The following is a 24,504-nucleotide window of genomic DNA, read 5'->3' on the forward strand; positions in this document are numbered from 1 at the left end:
AAGGATGTCATGCGCTGGGTGAACCGACGCGTCCGGAGGGGTAACAGCATCCTATTGGGCGCAATACCTATCCTCCTGCTGGTGCTGCTTTATCTTCTGGTTGCAGCCAGCCGTCATGCTGCCAATCCCAACGATAAGATCTTGCCCTTGCCCAGCAGCATGATGGAGGCGATGTCGGCGCTGCTGTTCCAGCCAGACCAGCTTTCCGGGCAACTTATCTTCTGGGCGGACACAATCGCGAGCCTTCAGCGACTGGGGCTGGGTCTGGGTATATCCACATTATCGGCCCTATTGGTAGGGTTACTCCTGGGCGTACTACCGCCGGTACGCGCTACTTTTGGTCCGCTGGTGACGGGAATTGCCGTGATACCGCCGATCGCGCTGCTGCCGATCTTGTTCATCGCCTTCGGTCTTGGCGAGACGGCGAAAGTGGCGTTGATCGTCATCGGTATCGCGCCATTTATGATCCGTGACGTCGCAGCCCATATTGCGGCCCTCCCAAGGGAACAGATCGTCAAGGCACAGACGTTGGGTGCAAGCAGTTGGCAATTAATGATTCGCGTCGCGCTACCACAGGCCATGCCGCGCCTGATCCAGGCAGTACGGCTATCGCTCGGCCCCGCCTGGGTATTCCTGATTTCGGCGGAGGCGATCGCTTCTGATGTCGGCCTTGGCTATCGCATCTTCCTCGTCCGCCGCTATCTTTCGATGGATATCATTCTCCCTTACGTCGCATGGATCGCGCTCCTCGCCATTGCAATGGACGTTCTCCTGACATGGTCGAGCCGCCGCCTGTACCCTTGGGTGCATGGAGCGGACCATTGAGCGCGCTGCTGAGCCTTCGCAATATCTGGGTCGAGTATGGCGACAAGGTCGTGCTGGAGCGAGTCAATCTCGACATCGAGGCAGGCTCCTTCGTCTCCATCATCGGGCCATCGGGTGCCGGCAAGAGCAGCCTGTTGCGCATCATTTTGGGTCAGGAAATCCCGACTCGAGGTTCGATCATGCTGGATGGCACGCCGCTTCCGCCAGAGTGCGGACCGGATCGCGGCGTGGTGTTCCAGCGCTATTCCGTGTTTCCGCACATGTCCGTCCTGCGCAACACGGTCTTTGGACTTGAGTGCGCGCAGGCGCCGCTGGCGGCCCGGCTCTTCGGTGCGCGCCGCCGCGCCGCCGTAGCCGAGGCAGAGGAAATGCTGCACGCCGTCGGCTTGGGCGACAGCCTGCATCTCTATCCTGCGCAGATGTCGGGCGGGATGCAGCAACGCCTTGCCATCGCGCAAGCGCTTATCAAGCGGCCACGCATCCTGCTCCTCGACGAACCTTTCGGCGCGCTTGACCCCGGCATCAGGGCGGACATGCACGCCCTGATAACGCGGCTGTGGAGCGACTATTCGCTGACTGTCATCATGGTCACGCACGATATCAGAGAAGCCTTCTCTCTTGGCACGCGCGTTCTGACACTGGACAAGCGCCGCCGCGATCCACACGCACCTCATCGCTTCGGCGCAACTGCGGTCTATGACCTTCCGCTTGCCAGAAGAGTCCGCGTCGCAGCACCGGCACGGGATGGCGTCAAAGAAAGTATTACACTTGACGAGAATAGTAATAATTGAAAAGAGCGTAGGATGAGCACCGAACCCACTAATCTTGCCCGGCTCAGCATGAGCCTTCCCGCAGAACTGTTCCGCCAACTCGACGTGATGGTCGAAGAGCGCGGTCTTCCTTCCCGGTCGCAACTGATTGCAGAACTCATACGGCATGCGCTTGCCGAACATGAGGCGCTGACACGCCCGGAAGACATGCTCGCCGGCACGATCACGCTTGTGTACCGAGGCGATCGCGGCCGCGTGCGGCAGCAGCTTTCCCAAACGCAAGCCGACTATCTGAAGGAGGTCATCTCATCCCAGCATGTCTTTCTGGAAGGTGACCAGTCGCTCGAAGTGCTGCTGGTGCAGGGACCAGCCACACGACTGAAGGAACTGTGCGACGCCTTGCGCGGCGTTCGGGGTGTGCATCAATTGCAGCTTGTCACCACCACCGCCCTGCTACCGCAATTGCATGAGCAGGAGGGCATGGAGAAAGACGACAGCGCAGCCCCAAGCAGGCACTGGGCGAACAAGGGGGCCGCTGCATGACGGCAATGCTTGCCGATCCTATGGCTGCCCGGGATCACGCCCGAGCCATGGCCGGAACGGTGGCGGAAGCGATGCCGCGCGTGCCGCCAGTCGCCGAGGACTTGCCTGAGAATGTGACCGCCGCCGACCTGTTGTGGGAAGAAACGATTGCGGCGGGCGGTTATGCGACCCGGAAACTCTCACGCGGTTCCCGCCTCCGCCTGATCGATTTGCGAGGCGACGCTTGCGCTTCAATGCTAATCTACAATGCCGAGATGCCGACCGAGCGGCTCAACGTTGCGGACACGGTGAAGATACAGTGGAATGCCTATCTGGGCGGAGGCAAGCTGCTTCTGTCCGATATGGGTCGCGTCCTGATGAGCATAATGGAGGATGGCGCAGGCACCCATGATGCCTTCTGCGGCACCTCCAATGCCGCGACCAATCTCGCTAGATATGGCGAAGGTCGCAACAGCGGCGCTTTTCCCAATGGGCGCGACCGCCTGTTGCTCGGGTCGGCCAAGCATGGGCTGCAACGGCGGGACGTCCATCCCTGCGTGAACCTGTTCAAGGGCACACGGATCGAGGCCGACGGGACCATCACTCCCGTCATCGGCCCATTTGACGCCGGACGTGCCATGATCTTGCGCGCAGAGATGGATGTGATCGTCGTCATCGCTAATTGCCCGCATGTGCTGGACCCGCGCTCTGAATGGACTGTGACGCCCCTGCGGGCGACGGCCTGGCGCGGCGCGGTTACGCCTGCCGATGATCCTGTTCGTATGGCTACGCCGGAAGGATTACGCGCTTTCCTGAATGTCGAAGACTATTTCCGTCGCTAAACACGGAAGAGAGGCCAAAATGACCATCGATCCGCATATGACAGGCCTTCCCGGCAATGTCGTTCATGACGAGATTGTAGCCGCCCGCGCACCCTGGTTGTATCATGTCGCTGCTGGGCAAACCCTTCGGATCGTCGATCTGGAGGGCAACCAGGCCGTCGATTTCCTTCTCTATTCCGCAGCCGATGATGCGGAGCGTTACAGCGCGCAGGATACGGTCTCAGCACAGCAAAACCTGTTCCTTCGTTCCGGCACCGTGCTGCGGTCAAACGAAGGGCGGGCGATGATGACGATCGTCGACACTTCGGTCGAATATCACGACACGATCGGCGGCGCCTGCTCTTGTGAGTCCAACACACTACGCTACGGCCACCATACCAAATCCCAACATGCCTGCGTCGAGAACTTCCTGGAGGCCAATCTGACTGAAGGCCGCGGCAAGCGCGATATCGTCTCCAATATCAATTTCTTCATGAACGTCCCGGTGGAGGACGACGGCGCACTGGGCATCGTCGATGGCATTTCGGCACCCGGCCTGACAGTCGATCTGCGGGCGGAGATGGACGTGGTCGTCGTCGTGTCCAACTGCCCGCAGATCAACAATCCCTGCAATGCCTTCAATCCGACACCCGTAAGGATGATCGTCACCGCATGAGCTTCGACACCGTTCTGGTCGCGAACCGGGGGGCAATCGCCACCCGGATCATTCGCACGCTGCGCCATATGGGTTTGCGGTCCGTCGCCGTCTATTCGGAAGCCGACGTCGGGTCGCTGCACGTTTCGCAGGCGGACGAGGCGATCTGTATCGGTCCAGCACCCGCGACCGAAAGCTACTTGAACATCGCTGCGATCCTGAAGGCTGCAAAGGATAGCGGTGCTGGCGCGGTCCATCCTGGCTACGGCTTTCTCGCGGAAAATGCCGAGTTTGCCGAAGCGTGCGCTGCTGCGGGAATCGTCTTCATCGGGCCGACGCCGGAGAATATCCGCACCTTCGGCCTGAAGCACAGCGCGCGCGCGTTGGCCGCCGGACATGGTGTACCGCTGGCGCCCGGAACCGGTCTGCTGACGGACGAGGAGGAAGCAGCCAAGGCCGCGCAGGAGATCGGCTATCCCGTCATACTCAAGGCGACGGCGGGCGGTGGCGGCATCGGCATGCGCATCTGCGAGGATGAGGCGGCGGTGCGAGAGGGCTTTGCGGGGGTGGCACGCCTGGGCGAAGGCAATTTCGGCGATGCGGGCGTATTCCTTGAACGCTATATCGGGCGTGCTCGCCATATCGAGGTGCAGATCTTCGGTGATGGAGCCGGGCGCATCATGCCGCTGGGCGAGCGAGATTGCTCGCTCCAGCGCCGCAATCAGAAGGTAGTCGAAGAAGCGCCAGCGCCGCTCCTTTCCGCAGCCATACGCAGCGAACTCATCGCTGCCGCTGTCCGCCTGGGGGAAGCCGCACGTTATCGCTCCGCCGGCACCGTCGAATTCCTGTTCGATGCCGAGCGGCAGCAATTCTTCTTCCTTGAGATGAACACCCGGCTTCAGGTCGAGCATGGCGTCACCGAGGAAGTGATGGGCATCGATCTGGTCGAGTGGATGATCCGGGGTGCTGCGGGAGATTTCGCTTTCCTCGATGCCGAGCCGCCTGCGCCTCGCGGCCATGCCGTGCAGGTGCGCCTCTATGCCGAGGATCCCGCTCTCGATTATCGTCCAACATCCGGCACGCTGACCGCTGTTAGCTTCCCACCGAACATTCGTACCGAGACGTGGTGCATGGCGGGCAGTACGGTCAGCGCCTGGTATGATCCAATGCTGGCCAAGCTGATCGTGCACGCCCCCGCGCGGGAAGCGGCAGTCCGGGCCATGCAGGATGCCCTGGACGAAAGTCGGATCGACGGCATCGAAACCAATCTGCGCTGGCTGCGAGAGGTCGTCCGGACCGAACCGTTCGTTAACGGAGAAGTGTCGACGCGCCTCCTCGACACGATTGCCTACACCCCGCAAAGCATCCGCGTAGTGAGCGGCGGCACCGCGACCACTGTTCAGGACTGGCCCGGCCGCCAAGGTTTGTGGGCGATCGGCGTGCCGCCATCCGGCCCGATGGATGATCGCTCCTTTCGCATCGGGAACCGGCTGCTCGGCAATCCAGAAGGCATGGCGGGCCTGGAAGTCACCGTCAGCGGACCTACGCTGTTCTTCAATGCACCCGCGCGGTTGTGTCTGATGGGCGCCGATTTCGGCGCAACTCTGGACGATATACCAGTCGAACGCGGCTCGGCCGTTGACGTACAGGCGGGTCAAACGCTCGCGCTTGGCCGAGTCTGCGGCGGCGGCATTCGGGGGTATATTCTCTTCGCGGGTGGCCTCGACATTGCGCCTTATCTCGACAGCCGCAGCACATTTGAATTGGGTCAATTCGGCGGACATGCCGCGCGGCGGCTGCTGGCGGGCGACACGCTACATTTACAGAGAACAGAGGCTGGAACGCTGCCGATACCCATTCCAGCGTCCGAATTCACGGAAACATGGACGTTGCGCGTCCTTTACGGTCCACATGGCGCGCCCGACTTCTTTACCAACGAGGATATTACCACGATCGTCGCTGCCGATTGGCAGGTGCACTACAACAGCAACCGCACTGGCGTGCGCCTGATCGGTCCAAAGCCGCAGTGGGCGCGGACCGATGGTGGAGAGGCGGGCCTGCACCCTTCGAATATCCACGACAACCCCTATGCGATCGGTGCGGTGGACTTCACTGGCGACATGCCGATCATTCTTGGACCCGATGGTCCCTCGCTCGGCGGTTTCGTCTGCCCTTTCGTGATAATCACGGCAGATCGGTGGAAGATAGGGCAACTCGCCCCCGGCGACCGTATCCAATTTGTGCCCGTCACCATTGATGAGGCTGAAGCTGCGGACAATGCTTCCCTGACGCTCGTCACGGACATAGCGGAACAACCGTCCTGCGCCATCGCCGATCTTTCCCCTGTTCTTGCAGACATCCCGGCCACGGCGGCAAGACCGCGCACGGTTTACCGACAACAGGGCGATCGCAACATATTGGTCGAATACGGCCCGATCGTGCTCGACATCGAATTGCGCATTCGCGTTCACGCGCTGATGTGCGAACTCGAAAAGCAGGCACTGCCCGGCGTCATCGATATCGTGCCAGGCATCCGGTCGCTTCAGCTTCATTTCGACGGACGACGGTTGGATCAGCAGAGCGCGCTGGCAGCCCTGATTGCGGCCGAGGAGCGGCTGGGCGATCTGGAGGATTTCTCAATCCCCTCTCGTATCGTCCATCTACCGCTAAGCTGGCGCGATCCCGCCACGATCGAGACGATCGAAAAATATATGAGCGCCGTTCGCGACGACGCACCGTGGTGTCCGGACAATATCGAATTCATCCGGCGCATCAACGCTCTGCCGGACGCGGACGCTGTCGAGAACCTCATATTCGACGCCAGCTATCTCGTGTTGGGGCTGGGCGACGTGTATCTCGGTGCGCCGGTGGCAACGCCGGTCGATCCCCGTCATCGGCTGGTCACGACCAAGTACAACCCTGCTCGCACATGGACTCCGCCCAATGTCGTGGGCATCGGCGGCGCATATATGTGCATCTACGGAATGGAGGGGCCAGGCGGTTATCAGCTCTTCGGCCGCACCATTCAGGTATGGAACACGCATCGGCAGACCGACGCCTTCGTCGATGGCAAGCCGTGGCTACTGCGTTTCTTCGACCAGATTCGCTTCTTCAAGGTAAGCGCGGAAGAGTTGACGGACTGGCGTCGCGACTTCCCGAGCGGCCGCCGCTCCATTCATGTCGAGCAATCCGAATTCCGGCTGGCCGACTATCGCGCCTTTCTTGCGGACAACGCAGACTCCATCGCGAACTTTGAAGCGCAACGTCTGGCCGCCTTCAATGAAGAGCGCGCCGAATGGCAGCGGAGCGGGGAATTCGATCGCCTCACCGATCTGGCCGGAAATTCCGAAACGGATGGGACGGCCGCCGCATCCATAGATGTGCCGGAAGGCGCGGACCTTATCGAAGCGCCGTTTGGCGGCAGCGTCTGGAAGCTGCTGGTGGCTCCTGGCGACCAAGTGAAGGCGGGGGACGTAATCGCCGTTATCGAGGCGATGAAAATGGAGTGTCCGCTGGAAAGTCCAGGTAGCGGCACGATCGCCGCTCTTTACATGCAGGAACGGCAATCGTTGCAACCCGGTACGCCTTTACTGGCGCTGAGGCGGCATCCATGACCGTTCTGGACCGGCGTAACGTCGCCGCTATCGCCGCAGCGGTCAACAATGGCACGTCAAGCGCCGTTACCGTTGCGGAAGAGACGCTTGCCCGTCTCTCCGCCTATGACGCCGTTCAGCCGCAAATATGGATAAGCCGTATCGCGCCCAACGACCTGCTCGCCGCGGCCCGCGCCATCGATGCTCGGATCGCAGCCGGAGAACGGCTGCCTCTGGCAGGCGTCCCGTTCGCCGTGAAGGACAATATCGATGTCGCAGGTTTCGAGACCACGGCCGCCTGTCCCGATTTCGCTTATCGGCCCGAGGTGTCAGCAAGCGTCGTCGAGCGGCTGACCGCGGCGGGGGCGATCTGCATCGGCAAGACCAACCTAGATCAGTTTGCGACCGGGCTTGTAGGCACACGCAGTCCTTACGGCATTCCCCACAACGCCTATAATCTGGCCTATGTCAGTGGCGGTTCGAGCTCCGGCTCGTCCATTGCGGTTGCGGCTGGAATTGTGGGCTTCGCACTGGGTACGGACACCGCAGGTTCAGGGCGCGTGCCTGCCGCCTTCAACCATCTCATAGGATTGAAGCCCAGCAAAGGCCGCTGGAGCACACGCGGTCTTATTCCTGCCTGCCGCACGCTCGACTGTATTACGGTGTTTACAGACACCATAGCGGATGCGCGCCTTGTGGATGAAGTCGTAGCGGGCTTCGATCCTGCCCACTCTTACTCGAAACCGTTGGCCAACCGCTCACTATCGGCGCAACGCTTAGGTGTTCCGCGCAGGGACCAACGCGTCTGGTTTGGCGACAGCGAATCGGAATATCTTTACGATCGCGCGCTCGAAAGGCTGGCCGCGACGGCGCAAATCATCGAGATCGACCTGGCTCCGCTCCAGGAGGCGGCGCGTCTTTTATATGGCGGCCCCTGGGTTGCGGAGCGCGCCGCTGCGCTCGCCGACCTCCTGGCCACCAATCCCAATGCAATAGACGAGACGGTCCGCGCAGTCGTGGAACCCGGAAGCGCCATCAGCGCCGTAGAGTTGTTCAACGGCATCTACCGCCTTGCGGAATTGAAGCGCCATACGGACGAACTGTGGGACGCAGTCGACTTGCTTGCTTTTCCTACCACCGGAACGACGTATCGCGTCGCGGAACTGGCGGCGGCGCCCATCGCGCTGAACAGCAATCTTGGCTTCTACACCAACTTCGTGAACCTGCTCGACATGGCGGCAGTGGCGGTGCCCGCTGGCGCTCGATCGAACGGTACGGGTTTCGGCATCACGTTGATCGGTCCTGCCGACAGCGATCATGGCCTGCTTGACACGGCCGACAGCTATCTCGCAATGGCAGACCTGCCAGCGTCACCACCACTTGATCTGGAGGGAAGAATGCAAACCGTGAAATTGGCCGTCGTGGGCGCTCATCTTAAGGACATGCCTCTGCATTGGCAGCTTACGTCACGAAACGCGACTTTCGTGGGCGCATTCGAGACCGCGCCGACGTATCGTCTTTACGCCATGGCCGACAGCGTCCCACCAAAGCCAGCGCTGGTGCACAGTGAGGATGGCGCAGCCATCGCCCTGGAGGTTTACGAACTGGACGTCGCCGCCTTCGGCAGCTTCGTCGTGGAAGTCCCGGCGCCGCTCGCCATAGGCACGGTGACTTTGGCGGACGGCACCAGCGTTAAAGGCTTCGTTGCCGAGCCACGCGCGTTGGATGGTGCGGAGGATATCACTCACCTCGGCGGCTGGCGCGCCTTTATCGCAAGGGGCTGATGACCGGGCCGGCGAGCATCCTCTTGCACATCCGCGCTCTGGACCAAGGTTCGGCGTTCACATGATGGCAGAAAAGCGTGGAGCGGGTAGCGGGGATCGAACCCGCATCACAAGCTTGGAAGGCTAGTGCTCTACCATTGAGCTATACCCGCTTACGGTTCGCCGAACCGATGATGGTTGCCATTGCCATCAGCGTGGGGTTGTCGTCAACCGGGTTCCTGCAGGAAATGTAAGGCGGATCGCGCATTGCCCACTGACGGAGAAGGTTGCCCCGTCATCCTCCAATTAATCCTTTATGAGGCTGGACGTGCCGCGCATTTCTCCGTTACGGGCGGTGCTCCGCGCTCACGAACAATAGGCTGAAGATGACACGTAAATTGATATCCTCTGGCTCTCCCTTTGAGACGCAGGTCGGCTATTCACGCGCCGTAGTTCAAGGCGATTGGTGCTTCGTCGCGGGCACGACTGGCTATGATCCGGAGACGCGAGTGATGCCTGATGCCGTGGCGGAGCAGGCCGGCAATGCGCTTGGTGTCATCGGTAAGGCGCTGGAAGAGGGCGGCTTCAGCTTCGCCGATGTCGTCCGCGCCACATATTATATCAGTGATGCGGCCTATTGGGATGAGATCGGTTCTGCGCTGGGGGCAGTGTTTGGTGATATCCGTCCTGCGGCGACCTGCATCGTGTGCGGCCTCGTAAAACCCGAAATGAAGATTGAAATCGAAGTCACGGCGCTGCGGCAGGTCGCCTGATGATGGAGAATCGGCGGATCGTCTCCCTGCTGCCGAGCGCAACTGAGATCGCTGTGGCGCTGGGATTTGGCGAGCAACTGGTGGGGCGCAGTCATGAATGCGATTGGCCTAGCGCTGTCGAGTCGCTGCCGCCCATCACGAAGTCGAAGCTGGCGAAGGGGTTAAAATCCGGCGAAATCGAACTGCGCGTGCAGGAGATCGTCGCTTCGGGTCTTTCAGTCTACGAAGTCGACGGCGAGAAGCTGCGCGCATTGCAGCCGGACGTGATCCTCACCCAAACCCAATGCGCGGTGTGCGCGGTGACGCCGGCCGATCTGGAGGATGCCATAGCGCAGTGGACTGGACAGGAGCCGACGCTCGTCAGCCTGGCACCCGACGATATGGCCGATGTGTGGGGGGATTTCCTGCGCGTCGGAGCGGCGCTCGATGCGGAGGATCGCGCACGGGAAGTGGTTGCGCAACTGCAAGCACGGATGGCGGCAATTAATATAGCGGTTGCCGGCAAGCCAAAGCCGCGCGTTGCCGCGATCGAGTGGCTCGATCCGCTGATGGTCGCGGGCAATTGGGTGCCCGAACTTATCGAGGTAGCGGGCGGCACCAGCGTGCTCGCGACACCGGGGCAGCATTCACCGTGGATCGAGTGGGAACAACTTGCCGCCGCCGATCCTGATGTGCTGGTCCTGATGCCCTGCGGCTTCCGGATTGCGCAGGCACTGGACGAATATCCGTCTCTCAGTGCCGATCCGCGCTGGCGGGCTTTGCGCGCGGTGCAGGAGGGGCGCGTGTATGCGACGGATGGTCAGTATTTCTTCAACCGGCCCGGACCCCGGCTGGTGGAGTCGGCAGAGATTTTGGCGGAAATCTGCCATCCCGATATTGCTCCGTTCGGGCATGAAGGCGCGGCTTGGGTGCGCATAGCGGAATAGATCGACGCAGCGAAAGGGACAGCGCGTGACCATCACGATGTACGGCATCAAGAACTGCGACACGATCAAGAAGGCGCGAACGTGGCTGGAAGGGCGTGAGGTGGCCTATGCATTTCACGACTACAAGCAGTCCGGGATCGACTCGGACACCCTGCGTCGATGGATCGATGAGCATGGTTGGGAAGTGATTCTCAATCGAGCGGGAACGACATTCCGGGGCCTTCCCGAAGCGGACAAACAGAATATCGATACTGAGAAGGCCGTCGCGCTGATGGTTGCCAACCCCTCGATGGTTAAGCGGCCGGTGCTCGACCTTGGCGACCGGAGGCTGGTCGGGTTCAAGCCGGACGCTTATGCGCAGGCATTTGCATGAGCGTCACATACATGTCTTACGAGCGCATTACCGCAGGATTATGCTGAAAACCCTGTTTGCAGCGGCGCTGCTCGCCGTTATCCCTTCGCTCGCCATGGCCGAACCTATCATCATTGCGCATCGCGGCGCGAGCGGAGAGCGGCCCGAGCATACGCTGGCCGGATATGAACGCGCGATCGACCAGGGTGCGGACTATATCGAACCGGACCTTGTGCTCACGAAGGATGGCGTGCTGGTCGTACGGCATGAGAACGAGATTGGTGGCACGACGGACGTAGCGGCGCATCCTGAATTTGCGGACCGCAAGACGACGAAGACCATCGACGGCACGCAAATCACGGGATGGTTCACTGAGGACTTCACGCTTGCTGAGCTACGCACTTTGCGCGCGCGGGAGCGACTGCCTGAGGTTCGTACCGCCAATCGCCGCTTCGATGGCCTGTATCAGGTGCCGACATTCGAGGAAGTGCTGAAGCTGATCGAGGCGAAGAACGCCGAAACCCGGCGGCGTATCGGCGTATATCCCGAAACCAAGCATCCCAGTTATTTCGCCTCAATCGGCCTTCCGCATGAAGCGCCGTTGCTCGCGATGCTGGAGCGTTTTGGTTATGTCAGTGCGGACGATCCGGTATTCATCCAGTCGTTCGAAGTCGACAATCTGAAAGCGCTGCGCACCAAGACCCGGCTGCGGCTGGTGCAGCTTGTCGCTTCGGCGGAAGGCCCCGCCGATCAGAAGAGCTTGCAATATGCCGATATGCTGACGCTTGAGGGCATGAAGCAGATCGCTGCCTATGCCGACGCGATCGGCGCGGAAGGCACGTTAATCGTCAATTCGGATGGCAGTGACACCGGCTTTGTCGCGCGTGCGCATGAAGCAGGCTTGCAGGTCCATATGTGGACCTTGCGCGCGGAGAACATGTTCCTGCCTCCAAGCATGAAACGAGGTGACGATCCGGCGGCGCATGGTGACTTTGCAGGAGCGGTGCGGGCAATTGTGGCAACGGGTGTCGATGGGATCTTCAGTGACTTTCCGGGGCTGGCGCGTGCCGCTCTGAAACCCTGATGCACTTCGGCGACTATCTCTTCCACAAAGCTTGAATTTGCGGAGCGATGGGTCGATTGAAGGGTCATGCTGTCCCAGAAAACTCGTTATGCCATTCGCGCGCTTCAGCATCTGGCGGATAACTACGGCCAGGGTCCGGTGCCGCTGACCGACATTGCCGAGACGCAGAACATTCCTTCCAAGTTCCTGACTGTGATCTTGTCGGAACTTTCCCGGGAGGGTTTGGTCGATACGCAACGCGGCAGGGACGGCGGATACTGGCTGGCGCTGTCCCCGATTGACATAAGCTACGGCGATATTGTGCGTCTGACGCGGGGCTCATTGGCGCTCACGCCGTGCGCCAGTCGATTTGCTCATGAGACTTGCACGAACTGCCTGCCAGAGTCGGAATGCAGGCTGCATCGCCTGATGCTGCTGGTGAGGGACGAGACCGCGCGGGTGCTAGATGGGATCAGTTTGGGGCAGCCGATACCGGTCGCAATGGACACGCCGTAGCAGCAGATTATTTCCCGGCAAAATAGTGCATTTCGGATCGCCTAAGTTTCGCCACATTCGGGCGCTCACCTATTGTCTACTTTTGCAATAGAATTATGTTGATCCTGCCTCAATGTGGAGCAGGACGATGGACCGATTCGGACAAACAGGGTGCGCGCAACAGCCAGTCGTGTTGACTGTGCCGGGGTTGAACAACAGCGGTCCGGACCATTGGCAGACCATCTGGGAAAGGACACGTGGCGACTGTCATAGAGTGGATCTGGGAAGCTGGGCGAGTCCCAGCCGCAATATCTGGGTCAATAGACTGGACGCGGCGATCCGTGAGACGGCTCATGCCCATGGCGCGCCGATTATCCTGGCGGCGCATAGCCTTGGTTGTCTCGCCGTGGCGTGGTGGGGGGCTTTGCAGAACCAGCCTTACGGGTGGCCCGTCGCGGGAGCGTTGCTGGTAGCGCCGCCCGATTGCGATCGGATGGAGACGCCCGAGACGATCGGCGGTTTCGGTCCCGTGCCGCGCGGCACATTGCCTTTTCCTTCCATTCTCGTTGCCAGTCGAGATGATCCTTACATCTTCTTTGAACGCGCCCACAGCATTGGCAAGGACTGGGGAAGCACCATCATCGATGCTGGACATAGCGGCCATATCAACGCCGCCAGCGGATTGGGTGACTGGCGGTTTGGTCAATCGCTGCTGGATCGGCTCATCGCCGCATCGGAGGATCAAATCCCGGGGCGGTCACACCCATCGCCTTTATCGGCTCTGGCGCCTCGGGGTGAGCGGACATCGATCATAGCGCAATAGCCGCATAGTTTATCTTGTCGTCACCCGAGCATTGCTTTTTTGTCTATCTCATGAGTTGAGATATTAGGAGGCAAGAGGAAGAGATGAGCAACAACGAACCTGAACGCTTTGCTACGGCACCAGCCAGCCCCCAGCCCGCGCGGATCGATATCGAACGAAGCGTGGCGCAGGTTCGGACTGCGCTGGAAGCGTTGCGCTTCGGCTCGATCACCTTGACCGTCCACGATGCGCGGGTCGTGCAAGTGGATGTGACGGAGAAAACTCGATTCAACGCTTAATCGAATTCAAGACGAAGATTACCGCGCACTGCCGGAGCCATGGAGTGTGCTGACTACTGAATCCGACAACGGAATATAGACATAGGGGGTTTTATGACGGTGCGTTTCCTGTTGCTCGCCACTGTGGCGAGCACATCTCTCGCGGTGCCTGTCGCCTATGCGCAGGAGCAGACCGCGCCTGTGGCTGACGAGGCGGTGGAGGCCGCACCGACTACCACCAACGCGATCATCGTAACGGCTCGCCGCCGCGCCGAGCGTGCGCAGGATGTGCCTCTCGCCATCGCCGTGCTGGATTCGAAGACGCTGGAATCTTCCGGCACATTCAACGTCGGACGCCTGACGCAACTCCAGCCCTCGGTGCAGTTCTATTCCAGCAATCCGCGCAACTCCGCCGCCAATATCCGTGGCCTGGGCGCACCGTTCGGTCTGACGAACGACGGCATTGAGCAGGGCGTGGGCATCTATGTCGATCAGGTCTATTATGCGCGTAGCGCCTCTTCGACCTTTGACTTCCTGGATGTCGACCAGATTGAAATCCTGCGCGGTCCGCAGGGTACTTTGTACGGCAAGAACACGACGGCCGGGGCCATCAACATCACCAGCCGCAAACCGAGTTTTACGCCGGAGGGTCGCGCCGAACTGACGGTGGGCAATCTGGGGCTGGTGCAAGGAAAGGCATCTATTTCCGGGCCGCTGATTGAGGACAAGCTGGCGGTTCGCCTCGGCACGTCGGTGACGAAGCGTAAGGGATCGATCTACAACGTCACTTCGCGGCAGGATATCAACGATCAAGACAATGTCGGCTTCAAGGCGCAGTTCCTTCTGCGCGCCACCGATAGTCTCAACCTGACGCTTTCCGGCGACTACAGCCGTCAGCGGCCCAATGGTTATGGCCAATATTATGCGCGTGTGGGAACAACGCAGCGCGCGCTGAACCGTCAGTATGAGCAACTCGCGGCGGCGTCGGGCAACTATAGTCCGCCCAGCTTCGATCCGTTCGATCGCGTGACCGACCTGGATGCCGGCATCGAAGCAAAGCAGGACTTTGGCGGCGTGTCGCTACTGGCGGAATGGGATCTTGGTCCTGGCACGCTGACGTCCGTTTCCGCATGGCGTAAGTGGAAGTGGGGGCCGCAGAACGACCGCGACTATATCGGCCTGCCAATCACCACCGTTTCGCAGAACCCTTCGCAGCAGGAGCAGTGGAGCCAGGAACTGCGCTACGCGTCGTCTGGCAAGAACAAGATCGATTATGTCGTAGGCCTCTATGCTTTCCACCAGACCGTCGACACGGAGGGCTTGCAGGTGCAGGGGCCGCTGGCGAGCCGCTGGTTGCTGAGCGGTGCGAACGCGAACCGGCCGGAGATACTGAACGGCCTGCGGTCGGAGAACGACATCGGCCTCAAGAACACCAGCCTTGCCGCTTTCGGTCAGCTTACGTGGCGCATTACCGACGCCCTGCGTGTTCAGCCGGGTATCCGGCTGAACTATGACAAGAAGAACGGCAAATATATCTCCACTGTATTCGACGGCGCGGGGCGACCGGTTCCTGCAACGGGTGGCACGACGGAAAACGGCCTTCAGCGCGGCGTATTGTCCCCTTTGAACTACAGCCCGAAATTCAGCGACTGGAACCTGTCCTACGACTTCACGGCGTCCTATGACGTGGCGCGCGATGTTCTGGCCTATGCGACCTATGCGCGCAGCTTCAAATCGGGAGGTATTAACCTGTCCGGCATCCCGCTTGATACGGCTGGCAATCCCATCACGGCGGTGGAAACGGTCAAGCCGGAAAAGGTCAATCACTTCGAACTCGGCCTGAAGACCCAGTTCCTGGATCGCCGCGCGACGTTCAACCTCGCGGCCTTCTGGACCGAAGTTAAGGATTATCAGGCGACCGTAACCAACAGCCAGGTGGGCGTGATCCGCGGCTATCTTGCCAATGCCGACAAGATCCGGGTGCGCGGCGTAGAAGCGGATTTCAATTTCCGGCCCAGTGATCGCCTGACCCTCTATGTCAACGGCGCCTTCACCGATCATGAATATGTGAAGTTCCCAGATGCCCCCTGCCCGCCCGAACGTTCCGGCGGAGCGACAACCCTGCCGGTAGACGCGAATGGCAACATCATCGGTACGCCGACCGCGCCCGGAGTCCCCAGCACCGCCGCCAATCCATCGGTCAGCGCGCCGTTCTGCGATGTTTCCGGTCAATGGCTGCCGGGCATCTCGAAATGGGCATTCGCTTACGGCGCGGAGTATAACATCCCGACCAAGCTGCTGGGTGAGCAGGGCGAAGCATATCTGGCATTCGACGGCAGCTATCGCTCGAAATTCTCGTCCAATCCTTCGCGATCGATCTACAATGACATTAGCGGTTACTCGTTGGCTAATTTCCGGCTCGGCTTCCGGACCGACGGCAAATGGGATGTCTCGGCCTGGGTCCGCAACGCGTTCGATGAGAAGTATTTCGAACTGCTGCAAAATCAGTCGGGCAGCACCGGCCTTGTCGTGGGTCAGCCCGCCGATCCGCGCACCTATGGCGTGACGCTCCGCGCCAGCTTCTAGGTTGCTGAGTTAAGGGGCGACGACGACGTCGCCCCCTGCCCTCACTCGATTTGCGCGTGCACCGTGGGTGGAGTACAGCGCTGCCATGTCTACGACCTTCACCATTGATACGTCGGCCAGCCGCGCCACCCCCACCCCCGCGCCAATGAAGCGGCTTACCGTGCCCGGCATCCGTGCGCGCAAGGCGCAAGGCTTCACAGCTGAGCCGATTGTAATGCTAACGGCCTATACGGCGCGCATGGCGCAATTGCTCGATCCGCATTGCGACGTTCTGCTGGTGGGCGATTCGTTGGGGCAGGTCATCTACGGACTGCCCTCCACGGTTCCGGTCAGCCTCGACATGATCTGCGCGCATGGGGCCGCGGTGGTGCGGGGAAGCTATCATTCGGTCGTGATCGTCGACATGCCTTTCGGCAGCTACGAAGTCTCGCCCGCGCAGGCGTTCGAAAGTGCGGCACGCATCCTGAAGGAAACGGGCGCGGCGGGCGTGAAGCTGGAGGGCGGAGAGGCCATGGCGGAGACCGTGGCGTTCCTTTCCGCACGGGGTATTCCGGTTTGCGGGCACGTCGGCCTTACGCCGCAAGCTGTCAATGCGCTTGGCGGCTATGGCGCACGCGGCCGCAGTGAAGCCGAAGCCGCCAAAATATTACGCGATGCCAAGGCTGTAGCTGACGCAGGCGCATTCGCGATCGTCGTCGAGGGCGTGCTGGAGGAAATTGCGGATACGATCACCGCCGCAGTCCCTTGCCCAACAATCGGCATCGGCGCATCGGCCCGTTGCGACGGGCAGGTGCTTGTGACCGAAGACTTGCTGGGCATGTTCGAGCGTGTGCCGCGCTTCGTGAAGCGCTATGAAGCGGTGGGCGAGATTATTTCCGGCGCGGCGGCCCGCTACGCCAGCGAAGTGCGCGACCGCAGCTTCCCTACGGATGAGCAGGTGTACCGCCCGAAAAAGTAAGTTGCGCAAGGGCAGCGGATCGCTAAGGTCCGCGGCCAAATCCACCTGTATTGCTGTAGTTCCGGAGACGCCTGTTGGCCCTTACGCCACAATCCAATGAAGCCTTTTTACGCGAAGTCGATGATGCTGTCCGCCAAGACCGCCTGCTGAATTTCTGGCAGCGTTATGGTCGTTGGCTGATCGGCGTGATCGTCGTGGGGCTGCTTGCCTTTGCGGGATGGCTATATTGGGAACATCACAGCACGCGTAAGTCCGGCGAAACCGCCGAGGAAATGGCGAAGGTGCTGGACGTTGTCGCTGGCGGCGGAACGCCCGACGCCGCAAAGCTGGAAGCTCTGACCAAGGCTGGTCAGCCCGGATACCGCGCGGCGGCACAACTTGCCAAGGCCGCGGTGGCCGTGGGCAAAGGCGATCAGGCCGGGGCGCTCGCGATCTACAAGAATATGGTCGCCGACAGCAGCCTCGATAAACCCTACCGCGATCTGGCGCTCGTGCGTCAGACGACGATCGAATTCGACAAGATGAAGCCCGCCGATATCGTTGCGCGGCTGAAACCGCTGGCGGTAGCGGGCGATCCATGGTTCGGTAGTGCAGGCGAGATGACGGCGATTGCGTATATGAAGATGGGCAAGCCCGATCTTGCCGGACCGATTTTTGCCGCCATGGCGAAAGACAAGGCAGTGCCGCAGACCATCCGTTCACGCGCGCGACAGATGGCAGGCTTATTGGGGATCGACGCGGTTGACGCGACGGAAAATGAGGAAAGCGGCAATAATGCGCAATAAGTTGATGCGGAGCGGCGCTCTGCTGGCGGGGATCGCGCTTCTGGGCGGCTGCGGCATCATCGGCGGCAAGAAGGGCGGCCCCAAGACACCGGTCGTAGGCAAGCGGACCTCGATCCTGACCACTGAGCAGGGAGTGGAAGTCGATCCCACACTGGCTGAAGTGGCGGTGACGCTGCCCGAGCCTGCCCCCAATGACGAGTGGAGCCAACCGGGCGGCAATCAGTCCAAGGCGATGGGCAATGTCGCATTGGGCGCATCGCCTTCACAGGCGTGGAGCGCGAACATCGCCGGCAGCACGCCGCGCGCGCGGCTGGCGTCCTCGCCCGTCATCTCGGGGGGCAAGCTGTTCGTTATCGACGCCGACGCCCGCATTATTGCCATGGATGCGCAGACCGGTGCGCGCCTGTGGCAGACCGCCATGCCAGCGGAAGGCAATGGGCGATCGCTGTTCGGCGGCGGCGTCAGTGTTGTCGGCGATCGTGTGTTCGCCTCGACCGGTGTCGGCGATGTTGCCGCCTTGAACGTGGCTGATGGCGCGATTGTTTGGAAAAAGCGTCCGGGCGGCCCGCTCCGTGGTGCACCGACGCTGGCGAACGGCCATGTCTATGTCATGAGCCAGGACAACCAGATTTTTGCGCTGAACCAGACCGATGGCGAGACGCAGTGGACCGAGTCCGCGACGTTGCAGGTAACGGCAGTGTTCGGCGTGGCGGCTCCGGCGGCGGCGCAGGGCACCGTGATCGCGGGATATAGCTCGGGCGAACTCAACGCTTATCGCTACGAAAACGGTCGGACCCTTTGGGGCGATGCGCTTTCCCGCACCAGCATTTCGACGGCAGTGGCGACATTGACGGACATCGATGCCGATCCTGTGATCGATCGCGGCCGTGTGTTTGCCATCGGTCAGGGTGGCCGCATGGCGTCCTATGAGTTGGTCAGCGGCCAGCGCTTGTGGGAAATCAACATCGCGGGAATCTCTACCCCCTCCGTCGCGGGCGAGTGGGTTTTCGTCGTGACGGACGATGCAAAGCTGCTGTGCGTTGCGCGCGCGACAGGTAAGATTCGCTGGATCAGCCAACTCAACCGCTGGCGTAAGGCCAAGAAGAAGACTGGAGCGATCCGCTGGACCGGTCCAGTGCTGGCAGGCAATCGCCTGATCCTCGTGTCGACTCAGGGTGACCTTCTTTACGTCGATCCGGCAACGGGTACGGTGCAGACCGCGACAGATCTTGATCGCGCAATGTCACTGTCCCCGGTTGTCGCAAACAACACGCTCTACATCCTTGCGGATGATGGCAAGCTGACAGCATTGCGGTAAGCCCCGCACACACTCTATATTGATCGCCGTCCGGTCCGCGCTTTCGAGGAAATTCTTCCAGCGCAGACCGGGCGGCATTTGCTTTTAAGGAACCATAGCGGCCATGTTGCCCACAGTAGCCATCGTCGGGCGGCCCAATGTGGGCAAGTCCACCTTGTTCAATCGTCTGGTCGGGAAGCGATTGGCGCTGGTCGACGATCGCCCAGGCGTCACGCGTGATCGCCGTGAGGGCGACGCGACGCTGGTGGGCATGGATTTCCGGATCGTCGATACTGCGGGCTATGAGGATGAAGATCCCAACACCCTGCCCGGCCGCATGCGCCAGCAGACGGAGGCCGCTGTTGCGGGCGCCGATGTTGCGCTCTTCATGTTCGACGCGCGAGAAGGCGTGAACCCGCTGGACGAAGAGATTGGACGCTGGCTCCGCAATGGCAGTACGCCCGTCGTGCTGGTGGCCAATAAGGCAGAGGGCAAAGCGGGCGATGTGGGTGTGCTCGAATCCTATGCGCTAGGATTTGGCGCGCCGGTCGAGCTTTCGGCGGAGCATGGCCAAGGCCTTGTGGAACTGTTCGAGGCGTTGCAGCCGCTTCTGGAAAAAGACGACAAGGATACGCCCGACGATCCGCCTGCCTTTTATGAAGACGACGAGAGCGCCCCACTGAAGCTTGCCATCGTGGGGCGACCCAATGCGGGGAAATCGACACTCATCAACCAAATCCTTGGCGAAGACCGGCTTATCACCGGGCCTGAGGCAGGTATTACGCGCGATAGTATTGCGGTGGATTGGACCTGGACTTCGCCCGAGGGGGAGGAGCGGATTGTCCGGCTGATCGATACGGCGGGCATGCGTAAACGTGCGAAGGTGCAGGACAAGCTGGAGAAGCTGGCGGTTGCTGACGGGCTGAATGCCGTCAACTTCGCCGAAGTCGTGGTGCTGCTGCTCGACGCCACGCTTGGGCTGGAAGCGCAGGACTTGCGCATCGCCGACCGAGTGCTGGAAGAAGGCCGCGCGCTCGTCATCGCGATCAACAAATGGGACGTCGCGGAGCATGGCTCCTCGCTTTACCAAGGCATTAAGAAGGCGCTGGACGATGGCCTGGCGCAGGTGCGGGGCGTGCCGATCATGACGGTCTCGGCTGTGACAGGAAAGGGCATCGACGATCTTATCAAGGTCGCTTTCGAGACGCGCACCGCCTGGTCTCAGCGCGTATCCACCGGGCAGCTCAACCGCTGGTTTGAGACTGCTCTGGAGGCCAATCCGCCGCCCGCACCCGGCGGCAAGCGGATCAAGTTGCGTTATATTACGCAGGCCAAGACGCGACCGCCCGGATTCGTGCTGTTCGGTACGCGTCTGGAACTGCTGCCTGAGAGTTATCGCCGCTATCTCGTAAACGGGATCAGGAGGGAACTGGGCTTCGGTGCAGTCCCGGTCCGTCTGACGCTACGTAGTGCGAAAAATCCGTTCGATAGTTGAACGAGTCGCGATGAATACCGTTCATGTGGTCGACGCGCGGGGTATGCGGTGCCCTTGGCCTGCATTGCGTGCGGCTAAGGCTATGCGTGCGCATAATGAGGTCTTGATCCTTGCGGATGATCCTATCGCGCCGGGTGAATTGGAGGCGCTGGCAAGCCGACGGGGGTGGCAGTATATGACCGTGGATGACAGCCGCGGGCCGGCCTTTATGCTCGTCTCAGGGCAAATACCTCAATAGGCACGATTTTCCTTCGATTTAACCGTCCATTTACTGGTTATGCCTTACAGTTTGTCCAAGTGGTGCCAATGTGAGCACCGCAGGGAGCATGAATGTGTCGCACCTTGACGCCCAGCTAATCGATCAGACGGACTATGCGCATGCCCGCAGTGAGCTTGGTGCAGGGTTCATGCGAATATTGGGCTATTTCCGTGAAGACGGCACCAAATCGGTGTTCGCGATTGAGGAAGCAATGCGCGCCAAGAACGCTGCGGCGATGGTCATTCCTGCTCATACACTGAAAGGCGAATCGCGGCAGTTCGGGGCAGAGCGCCTAGGCGACATGGCCGAGGAAATTGAAATGGTCGCGCGCCGCTGCGTCGAGCATCATGAAAGCCCCGAGGAACTGATCGAGATCGTCGTCGCCCTACGCGCTTGCTTTGCGGAGACGATTGCAGCTTTGGACAAGGACAGCAATCCGCTGGTCGCCCGCCGCCCTGGAGGCTTTGGCCGCAAGATCGAGCCTGCACACGGTCTTACGCGGCTGTAAGCTGCGCAAAAAACAGCAGCAGCTTACAGCGCCGTGCGGCTTATTCCTCCGCTGGCCGCGATTGTAGCTGAATATAGTTCTGAATTCCCATCCGCTCGATCATCTCGAACTGCGTTTCCAGCGTATCGATATGTTCTTCTTCGCTCTTGAGGATGTAATCAAACAAGTCGCGCGTCACATAGTCCCGGATCGACTCACAATATGCAATGCCATCCTTCAGCGGAGGCAGCGCTTCATATTCCAGTTCCAGATCGGATTTTAACACTTCTTCGACCGTTTCGCCGATCTTCAGGCGACCGAGGAGTTGAAAGTTGGGTAGGCCGTCGAGGAACAAGATACGCTCGGCCAGCCGATCGGCGTGCTTCATCTCGTCGATCGATTCCTCATATTCGAACTTGGCGAGCCGCTTCACGCCCCAGTGGTCGAGCATACGGTAGTGCAGGAAATACTGGTTGATCGCTGTCAACTCGTTCTTGAGCACTTCGTTGAGGTAGTCGATGACCTTGGGGTCGCCCTTCATGGGACATGCTCCGAACGTGAAAACTACGCCGGATTATACGCGTAATCTGCCGATAGACCAGTAGAAAAACGGCAGAAATCAGCCATTTCTGGCTATGCAACTCTTACGCAGTAGCACGCTCGGCAGCGATAATGGTTCGCGCAAACGGCACGCATTGACCACATTTGGGTCGACGTCCGAAGCGCGCATAAGCACTACATGGGGTCTCGCAGCCGTCACGCGCCGCCTCCCGCAGGTCTTTCTCTCGAATCGCATTGCAGATACAGACGACCATGACGCTCTCCTGAAAACAGAGATAGCGTTGATGCTAATAGGTCGCAATAGTGAATATCAACCTAATTGCGAATTCGTCGCACCGGCTGCGACTGACCGCGTGCCAGGGAGCGCCACACCCACTCCAAAGGCCCATAATGAAAATGGTCGAGCCATGGCTTCGAGCACAGGAGCATGATTGCCCAAGCACCGATAACGAATGTGTAGAGCGGAAATCGGTCTATTTGCCCGAATAGCCCCCCGCCCCAGCCATAGAAGATAGCCGTCATTAGAAGACTGGTCCCGAGATAATTGCTCAGGGCCATTCGTCCCGCTGCGGCCACGCGCCGGATCAGGAAATGATCGGGGCTGTGGAGCACCCACGTCAGAAATAGCGCAGCGTAACCTACCGTGAGCGGAACCCGGAAGGGAAAGGACCATGCGAAGAAGCTGCCGAAAGCGACGACGGGGTCATAGCCGGACGCAATCACCCATATTGCCAATGCGAGACTAGGGGGAAGGCCGATCATGAAGCAATGCCGTGCCGTGCGACGATATTGCTCGATGGGCCACTGCCCGTTGAGGAAACCGCCCTTCAGCATCGCCATGCCCAGCAGCATGAAGCCCAGCGTGTCGAATGCGAAGTAGAAGAAAGACACCGCATGACCAGGCAGACTGGTAAGAGCGTCAACGAAGATCGTGCCGAAACCGGATCGATGGAGGGCGACATCCGCCTTTATAGACGGTGCGCCAGGGCTGCCGAAGCTTTCGATCATCGCCGCGTAGCCTCGTACGAGTGAGGTGGGGGCGTCGGGAGCCGCCGCAGCGTGGCCGTAGGCATAGGCGCTGATGATGAAGGTGGCGACGATCACGAAGTGGATGAGGAATGCGCCGAATGCCCACTTCACGAGGCTGATCGGTGGGCGCCCGATGAAGAGGACCGCAACCAGGCTCACAATCGCGTAGACCATCAGGATATCACCCCACCACAGCAGCAGGAAGTGAGCGAGGCCAAAGGCGAAGAGCCATGCCGACCGGACGAAATGCACCCGCCTGCCGTCGCGCCCGTCCATCTCCGCCTTTTCGATGATGAGCAACATGGACGCACCGAAAAGCAGTGAGAATAGTCCGCGCATCTTCCCGTCGAACAGGACGAAGGTGATTGCCCAAGTCGCTATGTCGGGTGCGCTTGTGCCGCCCCAGGCCGCCGGATTCATATAAGCCGCTTCCGGCATCGCGAAGCCGACGATGTTGAGGAGCAATATCCCCATCACGGCAAAACCACGCAGGGCATCAAGCGGCAAGAGCCGGGTATCGGTAGCGATCATCAGGTCTTCATATCGGTTTTATGCAGCCGGTCTACTGTCGGGCATCCCGGATCGGCGGCTGCGGTTACTACCGGTGGAAATCCGCGGCGGCTTCTGCGACAGGTGCGCCAATGACAAGCGAGCGCAAAGAGCGGATTGCATCGGCCTTCGGGGCGGCCGCGGCGGGATACGAGGACCATGCCGACGTTCAGCGCATCGCGGCCCTGACGGTGGCCGATCTCGCAGCCTTGCTGCCCTTGGAGAACAATGCCCGGATATTGGAGATTGGCTGCGGCACCGGACTGCTCACGCGGGAAATCGGCAAGCATTGGCCAGCGGCAACTTTGGTCGCGACGGATCTGTCGGAGGGAATGGTCAGGCGCGCGGCGGATGGGGCTATGCTGGCGGGCATGTTCATGCCGATGGACGGTGAGAGACCCTGGTTCGAAGGACCGCATTTCGATCTGATCCTGTCCAGCCTCGCTTTCCAATGGTTCGATGATCTGGAAACCGCGCTGGCACGGCTTCATGGGCTGCTGAGGCCTGGAGGAAGTCTTATTTTCTCCACCATGGGGGCGGACAGTTTCTCAAGCTGGCGTGCGGCGCATTTGGCATGCGACGCGGTGGCGGGTGTGCCGAAGTATCCCGCCCTGGCTGGCTTGTCCGAAATTTTAGCCGCCTATGGCGATGCGTTTGCTTTTGACGAAACATATCCTGTGAATTGGGGAACGGCGCGGAACCTGATTGGCCACCTGAAGGGAATCGGCGCAGTTGTACCCGTTTCTAATCACATACCGCTGTCTGCCGGCAAGCTGAAGCACGTTATGGCGGCCTTTGAAGCGGCAGGCGCATGGGACAGCTATCATGTGCTGTTCGGCCGCATCACGAAGTTGAAATAA

At 60.5% G+C, this 24,504-nt stretch carries 25 protein-coding genes and 1 tRNA gene; 22 read left to right on the top strand and 4 right to left on the bottom strand.

The window, feature by feature from the left end; all coding sequences use genetic code 11:
* Positions 1 to 9: 9 nt before the first annotated feature.
* From C1T17_RS19320 to atzF, 7 genes are read left to right on the top strand one after another with little or no spacing between them, the layout of a single operon-like run.
* On the top strand, positions 10 to 825 hold the full coding sequence (locus C1T17_RS19320) for an ABC transporter permease (protein ID WP_104954833.1): 816 nt from the start codon (positions 10 to 12) through the stop codon (positions 823 to 825).
* Positions 822 to 1,616, top strand: coding sequence for an ATP-binding cassette domain-containing protein (locus C1T17_RS19325; protein ID WP_104954834.1), 795 nt, complete (start codon positions 822 to 824; stop codon positions 1,614 to 1,616). Before C1T17_RS19320 ends, C1T17_RS19325 begins: the two co-directional genes overlap by 4 nt.
* Positions 1,617 to 1,628: 12 nt before the next feature.
* Complete coding sequence (locus C1T17_RS19330; protein ID WP_104954835.1) at positions 1,629 to 2,138, top strand: CopG family ribbon-helix-helix protein; 510 nt, start codon at positions 1,629 to 1,631, stop codon at positions 2,136 to 2,138.
* Positions 2,135 to 2,959, top strand: coding sequence for an urea amidolyase associated protein UAAP1 (locus C1T17_RS19335; protein WP_104954836.1), 825 nt, complete (start codon positions 2,135 to 2,137; stop codon positions 2,957 to 2,959). Before C1T17_RS19330 ends, C1T17_RS19335 begins: the two co-directional genes overlap by 4 nt.
* Before the next feature lie 19 nt (positions 2,960 to 2,978).
* The gene (locus C1T17_RS19340) at positions 2,979 to 3,614 is read left to right on the top strand and encodes an urea amidolyase associated protein UAAP2 (RefSeq protein ID WP_104954837.1); all 636 of its coding nucleotides are present in this window, start codon (positions 2,979 to 2,981) and stop codon (positions 3,612 to 3,614) included.
* A complete protein-coding gene (gene uca, locus C1T17_RS19345) occupies positions 3,611 to 7,207 on the top strand; it encodes an urea carboxylase (protein ID WP_104954838.1) in 3,597 nt (1,198 codons plus the stop codon). Before C1T17_RS19340 ends, uca begins: the two co-directional genes overlap by 4 nt.
* Positions 7,204 to 8,970 carry an allophanate hydrolase gene (gene atzF / locus C1T17_RS19350; protein WP_104954839.1) on the top strand — a complete coding sequence of 589 codons (1,767 nt, stop codon included), beginning with the start codon at positions 7,204 to 7,206 and terminating at the stop codon, positions 8,968 to 8,970. Before uca ends, atzF begins: the two co-directional genes overlap by 4 nt.
* 78 nt (positions 8,971 to 9,048) lie before the next feature.
* Here atzF and C1T17_RS19355 read toward each other — a convergent pair.
* A tRNA-Gly gene (locus C1T17_RS19355) sits at positions 9,049 to 9,122 on the bottom strand.
* A gap of 213 nt (positions 9,123 to 9,335) precedes the next feature.
* Here C1T17_RS19355 and C1T17_RS19360 point away from each other — a divergent pair.
* The 14 genes from C1T17_RS19360 (at position 9,336) to C1T17_RS19425 (ending at position 21,526) form a co-directional block, all read left to right on the top strand.
* Entirely contained in the window at positions 9,336 to 9,722 is a 387-nt protein-coding gene (locus C1T17_RS19360) for a RidA family protein (RefSeq protein WP_104954840.1), read from the top strand.
* On the top strand, positions 9,722 to 10,648 hold the full coding sequence (locus C1T17_RS19365; RefSeq protein WP_223262710.1) for a cobalamin-binding protein: 927 nt from the start codon (positions 9,722 to 9,724) through the stop codon (positions 10,646 to 10,648). The genes C1T17_RS19360 and C1T17_RS19365 overlap by 1 nt, the downstream gene beginning before the upstream one ends.
* Before the next feature lie 37 nt (positions 10,649 to 10,685).
* Positions 10,686 to 11,021: an ArsC family reductase gene (locus tag C1T17_RS19370; RefSeq protein ID WP_104955373.1), complete on the top strand. Its 336-nt coding sequence runs from the start codon at positions 10,686 to 10,688 to the stop codon at positions 11,019 to 11,021.
* A gap of 40 nt (positions 11,022 to 11,061) precedes the next feature.
* Positions 11,062 to 12,084: a glycerophosphodiester phosphodiesterase gene (locus C1T17_RS19375; RefSeq protein ID WP_104954842.1), complete on the top strand. Its 1,023-nt coding sequence runs from the start codon at positions 11,062 to 11,064 to the stop codon at positions 12,082 to 12,084.
* A gap of 66 nt (positions 12,085 to 12,150) precedes the next feature.
* Positions 12,151 to 12,579 (top strand): RrF2 family transcriptional regulator, encoded by a 429-nt coding sequence (locus C1T17_RS19380; RefSeq protein WP_104954843.1) that lies wholly within the window; start codon positions 12,151 to 12,153, stop codon positions 12,577 to 12,579.
* Between the two features lie 127 nt (positions 12,580 to 12,706).
* The gene (locus C1T17_RS19385) at positions 12,707 to 13,381 is read left to right on the top strand and encodes an RBBP9/YdeN family alpha/beta hydrolase (RefSeq protein WP_104954844.1); all 675 of its coding nucleotides are present in this window, start codon (positions 12,707 to 12,709) and stop codon (positions 13,379 to 13,381) included.
* Positions 13,382 to 13,464: 83 nt separating this feature from the next.
* On the top strand, positions 13,465 to 13,659 hold the full coding sequence (locus C1T17_RS19390) for a YezD family protein (RefSeq protein ID WP_104954845.1): 195 nt from the start codon (positions 13,465 to 13,467) through the stop codon (positions 13,657 to 13,659).
* Between the two features lie 93 nt (positions 13,660 to 13,752).
* Positions 13,753 to 16,224 carry a TonB-dependent receptor gene (locus C1T17_RS19395; protein WP_104954846.1) on the top strand — a complete coding sequence of 824 codons (2,472 nt, stop codon included), beginning with the start codon at positions 13,753 to 13,755 and terminating at the stop codon, positions 16,222 to 16,224.
* Positions 16,225 to 16,309: 85 nt separating this feature from the next.
* A complete protein-coding gene (panB, locus tag C1T17_RS19400) occupies positions 16,310 to 17,182 on the top strand; it encodes a 3-methyl-2-oxobutanoate hydroxymethyltransferase (protein ID WP_104954847.1) in 873 nt (290 codons plus the stop codon).
* A gap of 74 nt (positions 17,183 to 17,256) precedes the next feature.
* Positions 17,257 to 17,967, top strand: coding sequence for a tetratricopeptide repeat protein (locus tag C1T17_RS19405; RefSeq protein ID WP_104954848.1), 711 nt, complete (start codon positions 17,257 to 17,259; stop codon positions 17,965 to 17,967).
* Entirely contained in the window at positions 17,957 to 19,285 is a 1,329-nt protein-coding gene (locus C1T17_RS19410; protein WP_223262711.1) for a PQQ-binding-like beta-propeller repeat protein, read from the top strand. The genes C1T17_RS19405 and C1T17_RS19410 overlap by 11 nt, the downstream gene beginning before the upstream one ends.
* Before the next feature lie 103 nt (positions 19,286 to 19,388).
* Complete coding sequence (gene der, locus C1T17_RS19415) at positions 19,389 to 20,759, top strand: ribosome biogenesis GTPase Der (RefSeq protein WP_104954850.1); 1,371 nt, start codon at positions 19,389 to 19,391, stop codon at positions 20,757 to 20,759.
* Between the two features lie 10 nt (positions 20,760 to 20,769).
* The gene (locus C1T17_RS19420) at positions 20,770 to 20,997 is read left to right on the top strand and encodes a sulfurtransferase TusA family protein (protein WP_104954851.1); all 228 of its coding nucleotides are present in this window, start codon (positions 20,770 to 20,772) and stop codon (positions 20,995 to 20,997) included.
* A gap of 88 nt (positions 20,998 to 21,085) precedes the next feature.
* A complete protein-coding gene (locus C1T17_RS19425) occupies positions 21,086 to 21,526 on the top strand; it encodes an Hpt domain-containing protein (RefSeq protein WP_411269201.1) in 441 nt (146 codons plus the stop codon).
* Between the two features lie 40 nt (positions 21,527 to 21,566).
* On the opposite strand, the gene bfr is transcribed toward C1T17_RS19425, so the two are convergent.
* The 3 genes from bfr to C1T17_RS19440 all read right to left on the bottom strand — a co-directional run bounded on the left by bfr (position 21,567) and on the right by C1T17_RS19440 (position 23,626).
* Positions 21,567 to 22,046, bottom strand: a complete 480-nt coding sequence (bfr, locus tag C1T17_RS19430) for a bacterioferritin (RefSeq protein WP_104954852.1) — start codon at positions 22,044 to 22,046, stop codon at positions 21,567 to 21,569.
* A 103-nt stretch (positions 22,047 to 22,149) separates the two neighbouring features.
* Positions 22,150 to 22,320, bottom strand: coding sequence for a bacterioferritin-associated ferredoxin (locus C1T17_RS19435; protein WP_104954853.1), 171 nt, complete (start codon positions 22,318 to 22,320; stop codon positions 22,150 to 22,152).
* 61 nt (positions 22,321 to 22,381) lie between these two features.
* Positions 22,382 to 23,626, bottom strand: a complete 1,245-nt coding sequence (locus C1T17_RS19440; RefSeq protein WP_104954854.1) for a DUF418 domain-containing protein — start codon at positions 23,624 to 23,626, stop codon at positions 22,382 to 22,384.
* Positions 23,627 to 23,736: 110 nt separating this feature from the next.
* Here C1T17_RS19440 and C1T17_RS19445 point away from each other — a divergent pair, with 110 nt between their 5' ends.
* Positions 23,737 to 24,504 carry a methyltransferase domain-containing protein gene (locus C1T17_RS19445; protein ID WP_104954855.1) on the top strand — a complete coding sequence of 256 codons (768 nt, stop codon included), beginning with the start codon at positions 23,737 to 23,739 and terminating at the stop codon, positions 24,502 to 24,504.

This window comes from Sphingobium sp. SCG-1, from assembly GCF_002953135.1.
GTDB lineage: Bacteria > Pseudomonadota > Alphaproteobacteria > Sphingomonadales > Sphingomonadaceae > Sphingobium.

Coding starts and splice junctions, on each gene's coding strand:
- C1T17_RS19380 (WP_104954843.1), top strand. CDS start 12,151: ATGCTGTCCCAGAAAACTCGTTATGCCATTCGCGCGCTTCAGCATCTG.
- atzF (WP_104954839.1), top strand. CDS start 7,204: ATGACCGTTCTGGACCGGCGTAACGTCGCCGCTATCGCCGCAGCGGTC.
- C1T17_RS19330 (WP_104954835.1), top strand. CDS start 1,629: ATGAGCACCGAACCCACTAATCTTGCCCGGCTCAGCATGAGCCTTCCC.
- C1T17_RS19320 (WP_104954833.1), top strand. CDS start 10: ATGCGCTGGGTGAACCGACGCGTCCGGAGGGGTAACAGCATCCTATTG.
- C1T17_RS19360 (WP_104954840.1), top strand. CDS start 9,336: ATGACACGTAAATTGATATCCTCTGGCTCTCCCTTTGAGACGCAGGTC.
- C1T17_RS19395 (WP_104954846.1), top strand. CDS start 13,753: ATGACGGTGCGTTTCCTGTTGCTCGCCACTGTGGCGAGCACATCTCTC.
- C1T17_RS19340 (WP_104954837.1), top strand. CDS start 2,979: ATGACCATCGATCCGCATATGACAGGCCTTCCCGGCAATGTCGTTCAT.
- C1T17_RS19420 (WP_104954851.1), top strand. CDS start 20,770: ATGAATACCGTTCATGTGGTCGACGCGCGGGGTATGCGGTGCCCTTGG.
- C1T17_RS19410 (WP_223262711.1), top strand. CDS start 17,957: ATGCGCAATAAGTTGATGCGGAGCGGCGCTCTGCTGGCGGGGATCGCG.
- C1T17_RS19440 (WP_104954854.1), bottom strand. CDS start 23,626: ATGATCGCTACCGATACCCGGCTCTTGCCGCTTGATGCCCTGCGTGGT.
- C1T17_RS19445 (WP_104954855.1), top strand. CDS start 23,737: ATGACAAGCGAGCGCAAAGAGCGGATTGCATCGGCCTTCGGGGCGGCC.
- C1T17_RS19370 (WP_104955373.1), top strand. CDS start 10,686: ATGTACGGCATCAAGAACTGCGACACGATCAAGAAGGCGCGAACGTGG.
- C1T17_RS19425 (WP_411269201.1), top strand. CDS start 21,086: ATGAATGTGTCGCACCTTGACGCCCAGCTAATCGATCAGACGGACTAT.
- der (WP_104954850.1), top strand. CDS start 19,389: ATGTTGCCCACAGTAGCCATCGTCGGGCGGCCCAATGTGGGCAAGTCC.
- C1T17_RS19435 (WP_104954853.1), bottom strand. CDS start 22,320: ATGGTCGTCTGTATCTGCAATGCGATTCGAGAGAAAGACCTGCGGGAG.
- C1T17_RS19385 (WP_104954844.1), top strand. CDS start 12,707: ATGGACCGATTCGGACAAACAGGGTGCGCGCAACAGCCAGTCGTGTTG.
- uca (WP_104954838.1), top strand. CDS start 3,611: ATGAGCTTCGACACCGTTCTGGTCGCGAACCGGGGGGCAATCGCCACC.
- C1T17_RS19375 (WP_104954842.1), top strand. CDS start 11,062: ATGCTGAAAACCCTGTTTGCAGCGGCGCTGCTCGCCGTTATCCCTTCG.
- C1T17_RS19335 (WP_104954836.1), top strand. CDS start 2,135: ATGACGGCAATGCTTGCCGATCCTATGGCTGCCCGGGATCACGCCCGA.
- bfr (WP_104954852.1), bottom strand. CDS start 22,046: ATGAAGGGCGACCCCAAGGTCATCGACTACCTCAACGAAGTGCTCAAG.
- C1T17_RS19365 (WP_223262710.1), top strand. CDS start 9,722: ATGATGGAGAATCGGCGGATCGTCTCCCTGCTGCCGAGCGCAACTGAG.
- panB (WP_104954847.1), top strand. CDS start 16,310: ATGTCTACGACCTTCACCATTGATACGTCGGCCAGCCGCGCCACCCCC.
- C1T17_RS19390 (WP_104954845.1), top strand. CDS start 13,465: ATGAGCAACAACGAACCTGAACGCTTTGCTACGGCACCAGCCAGCCCC.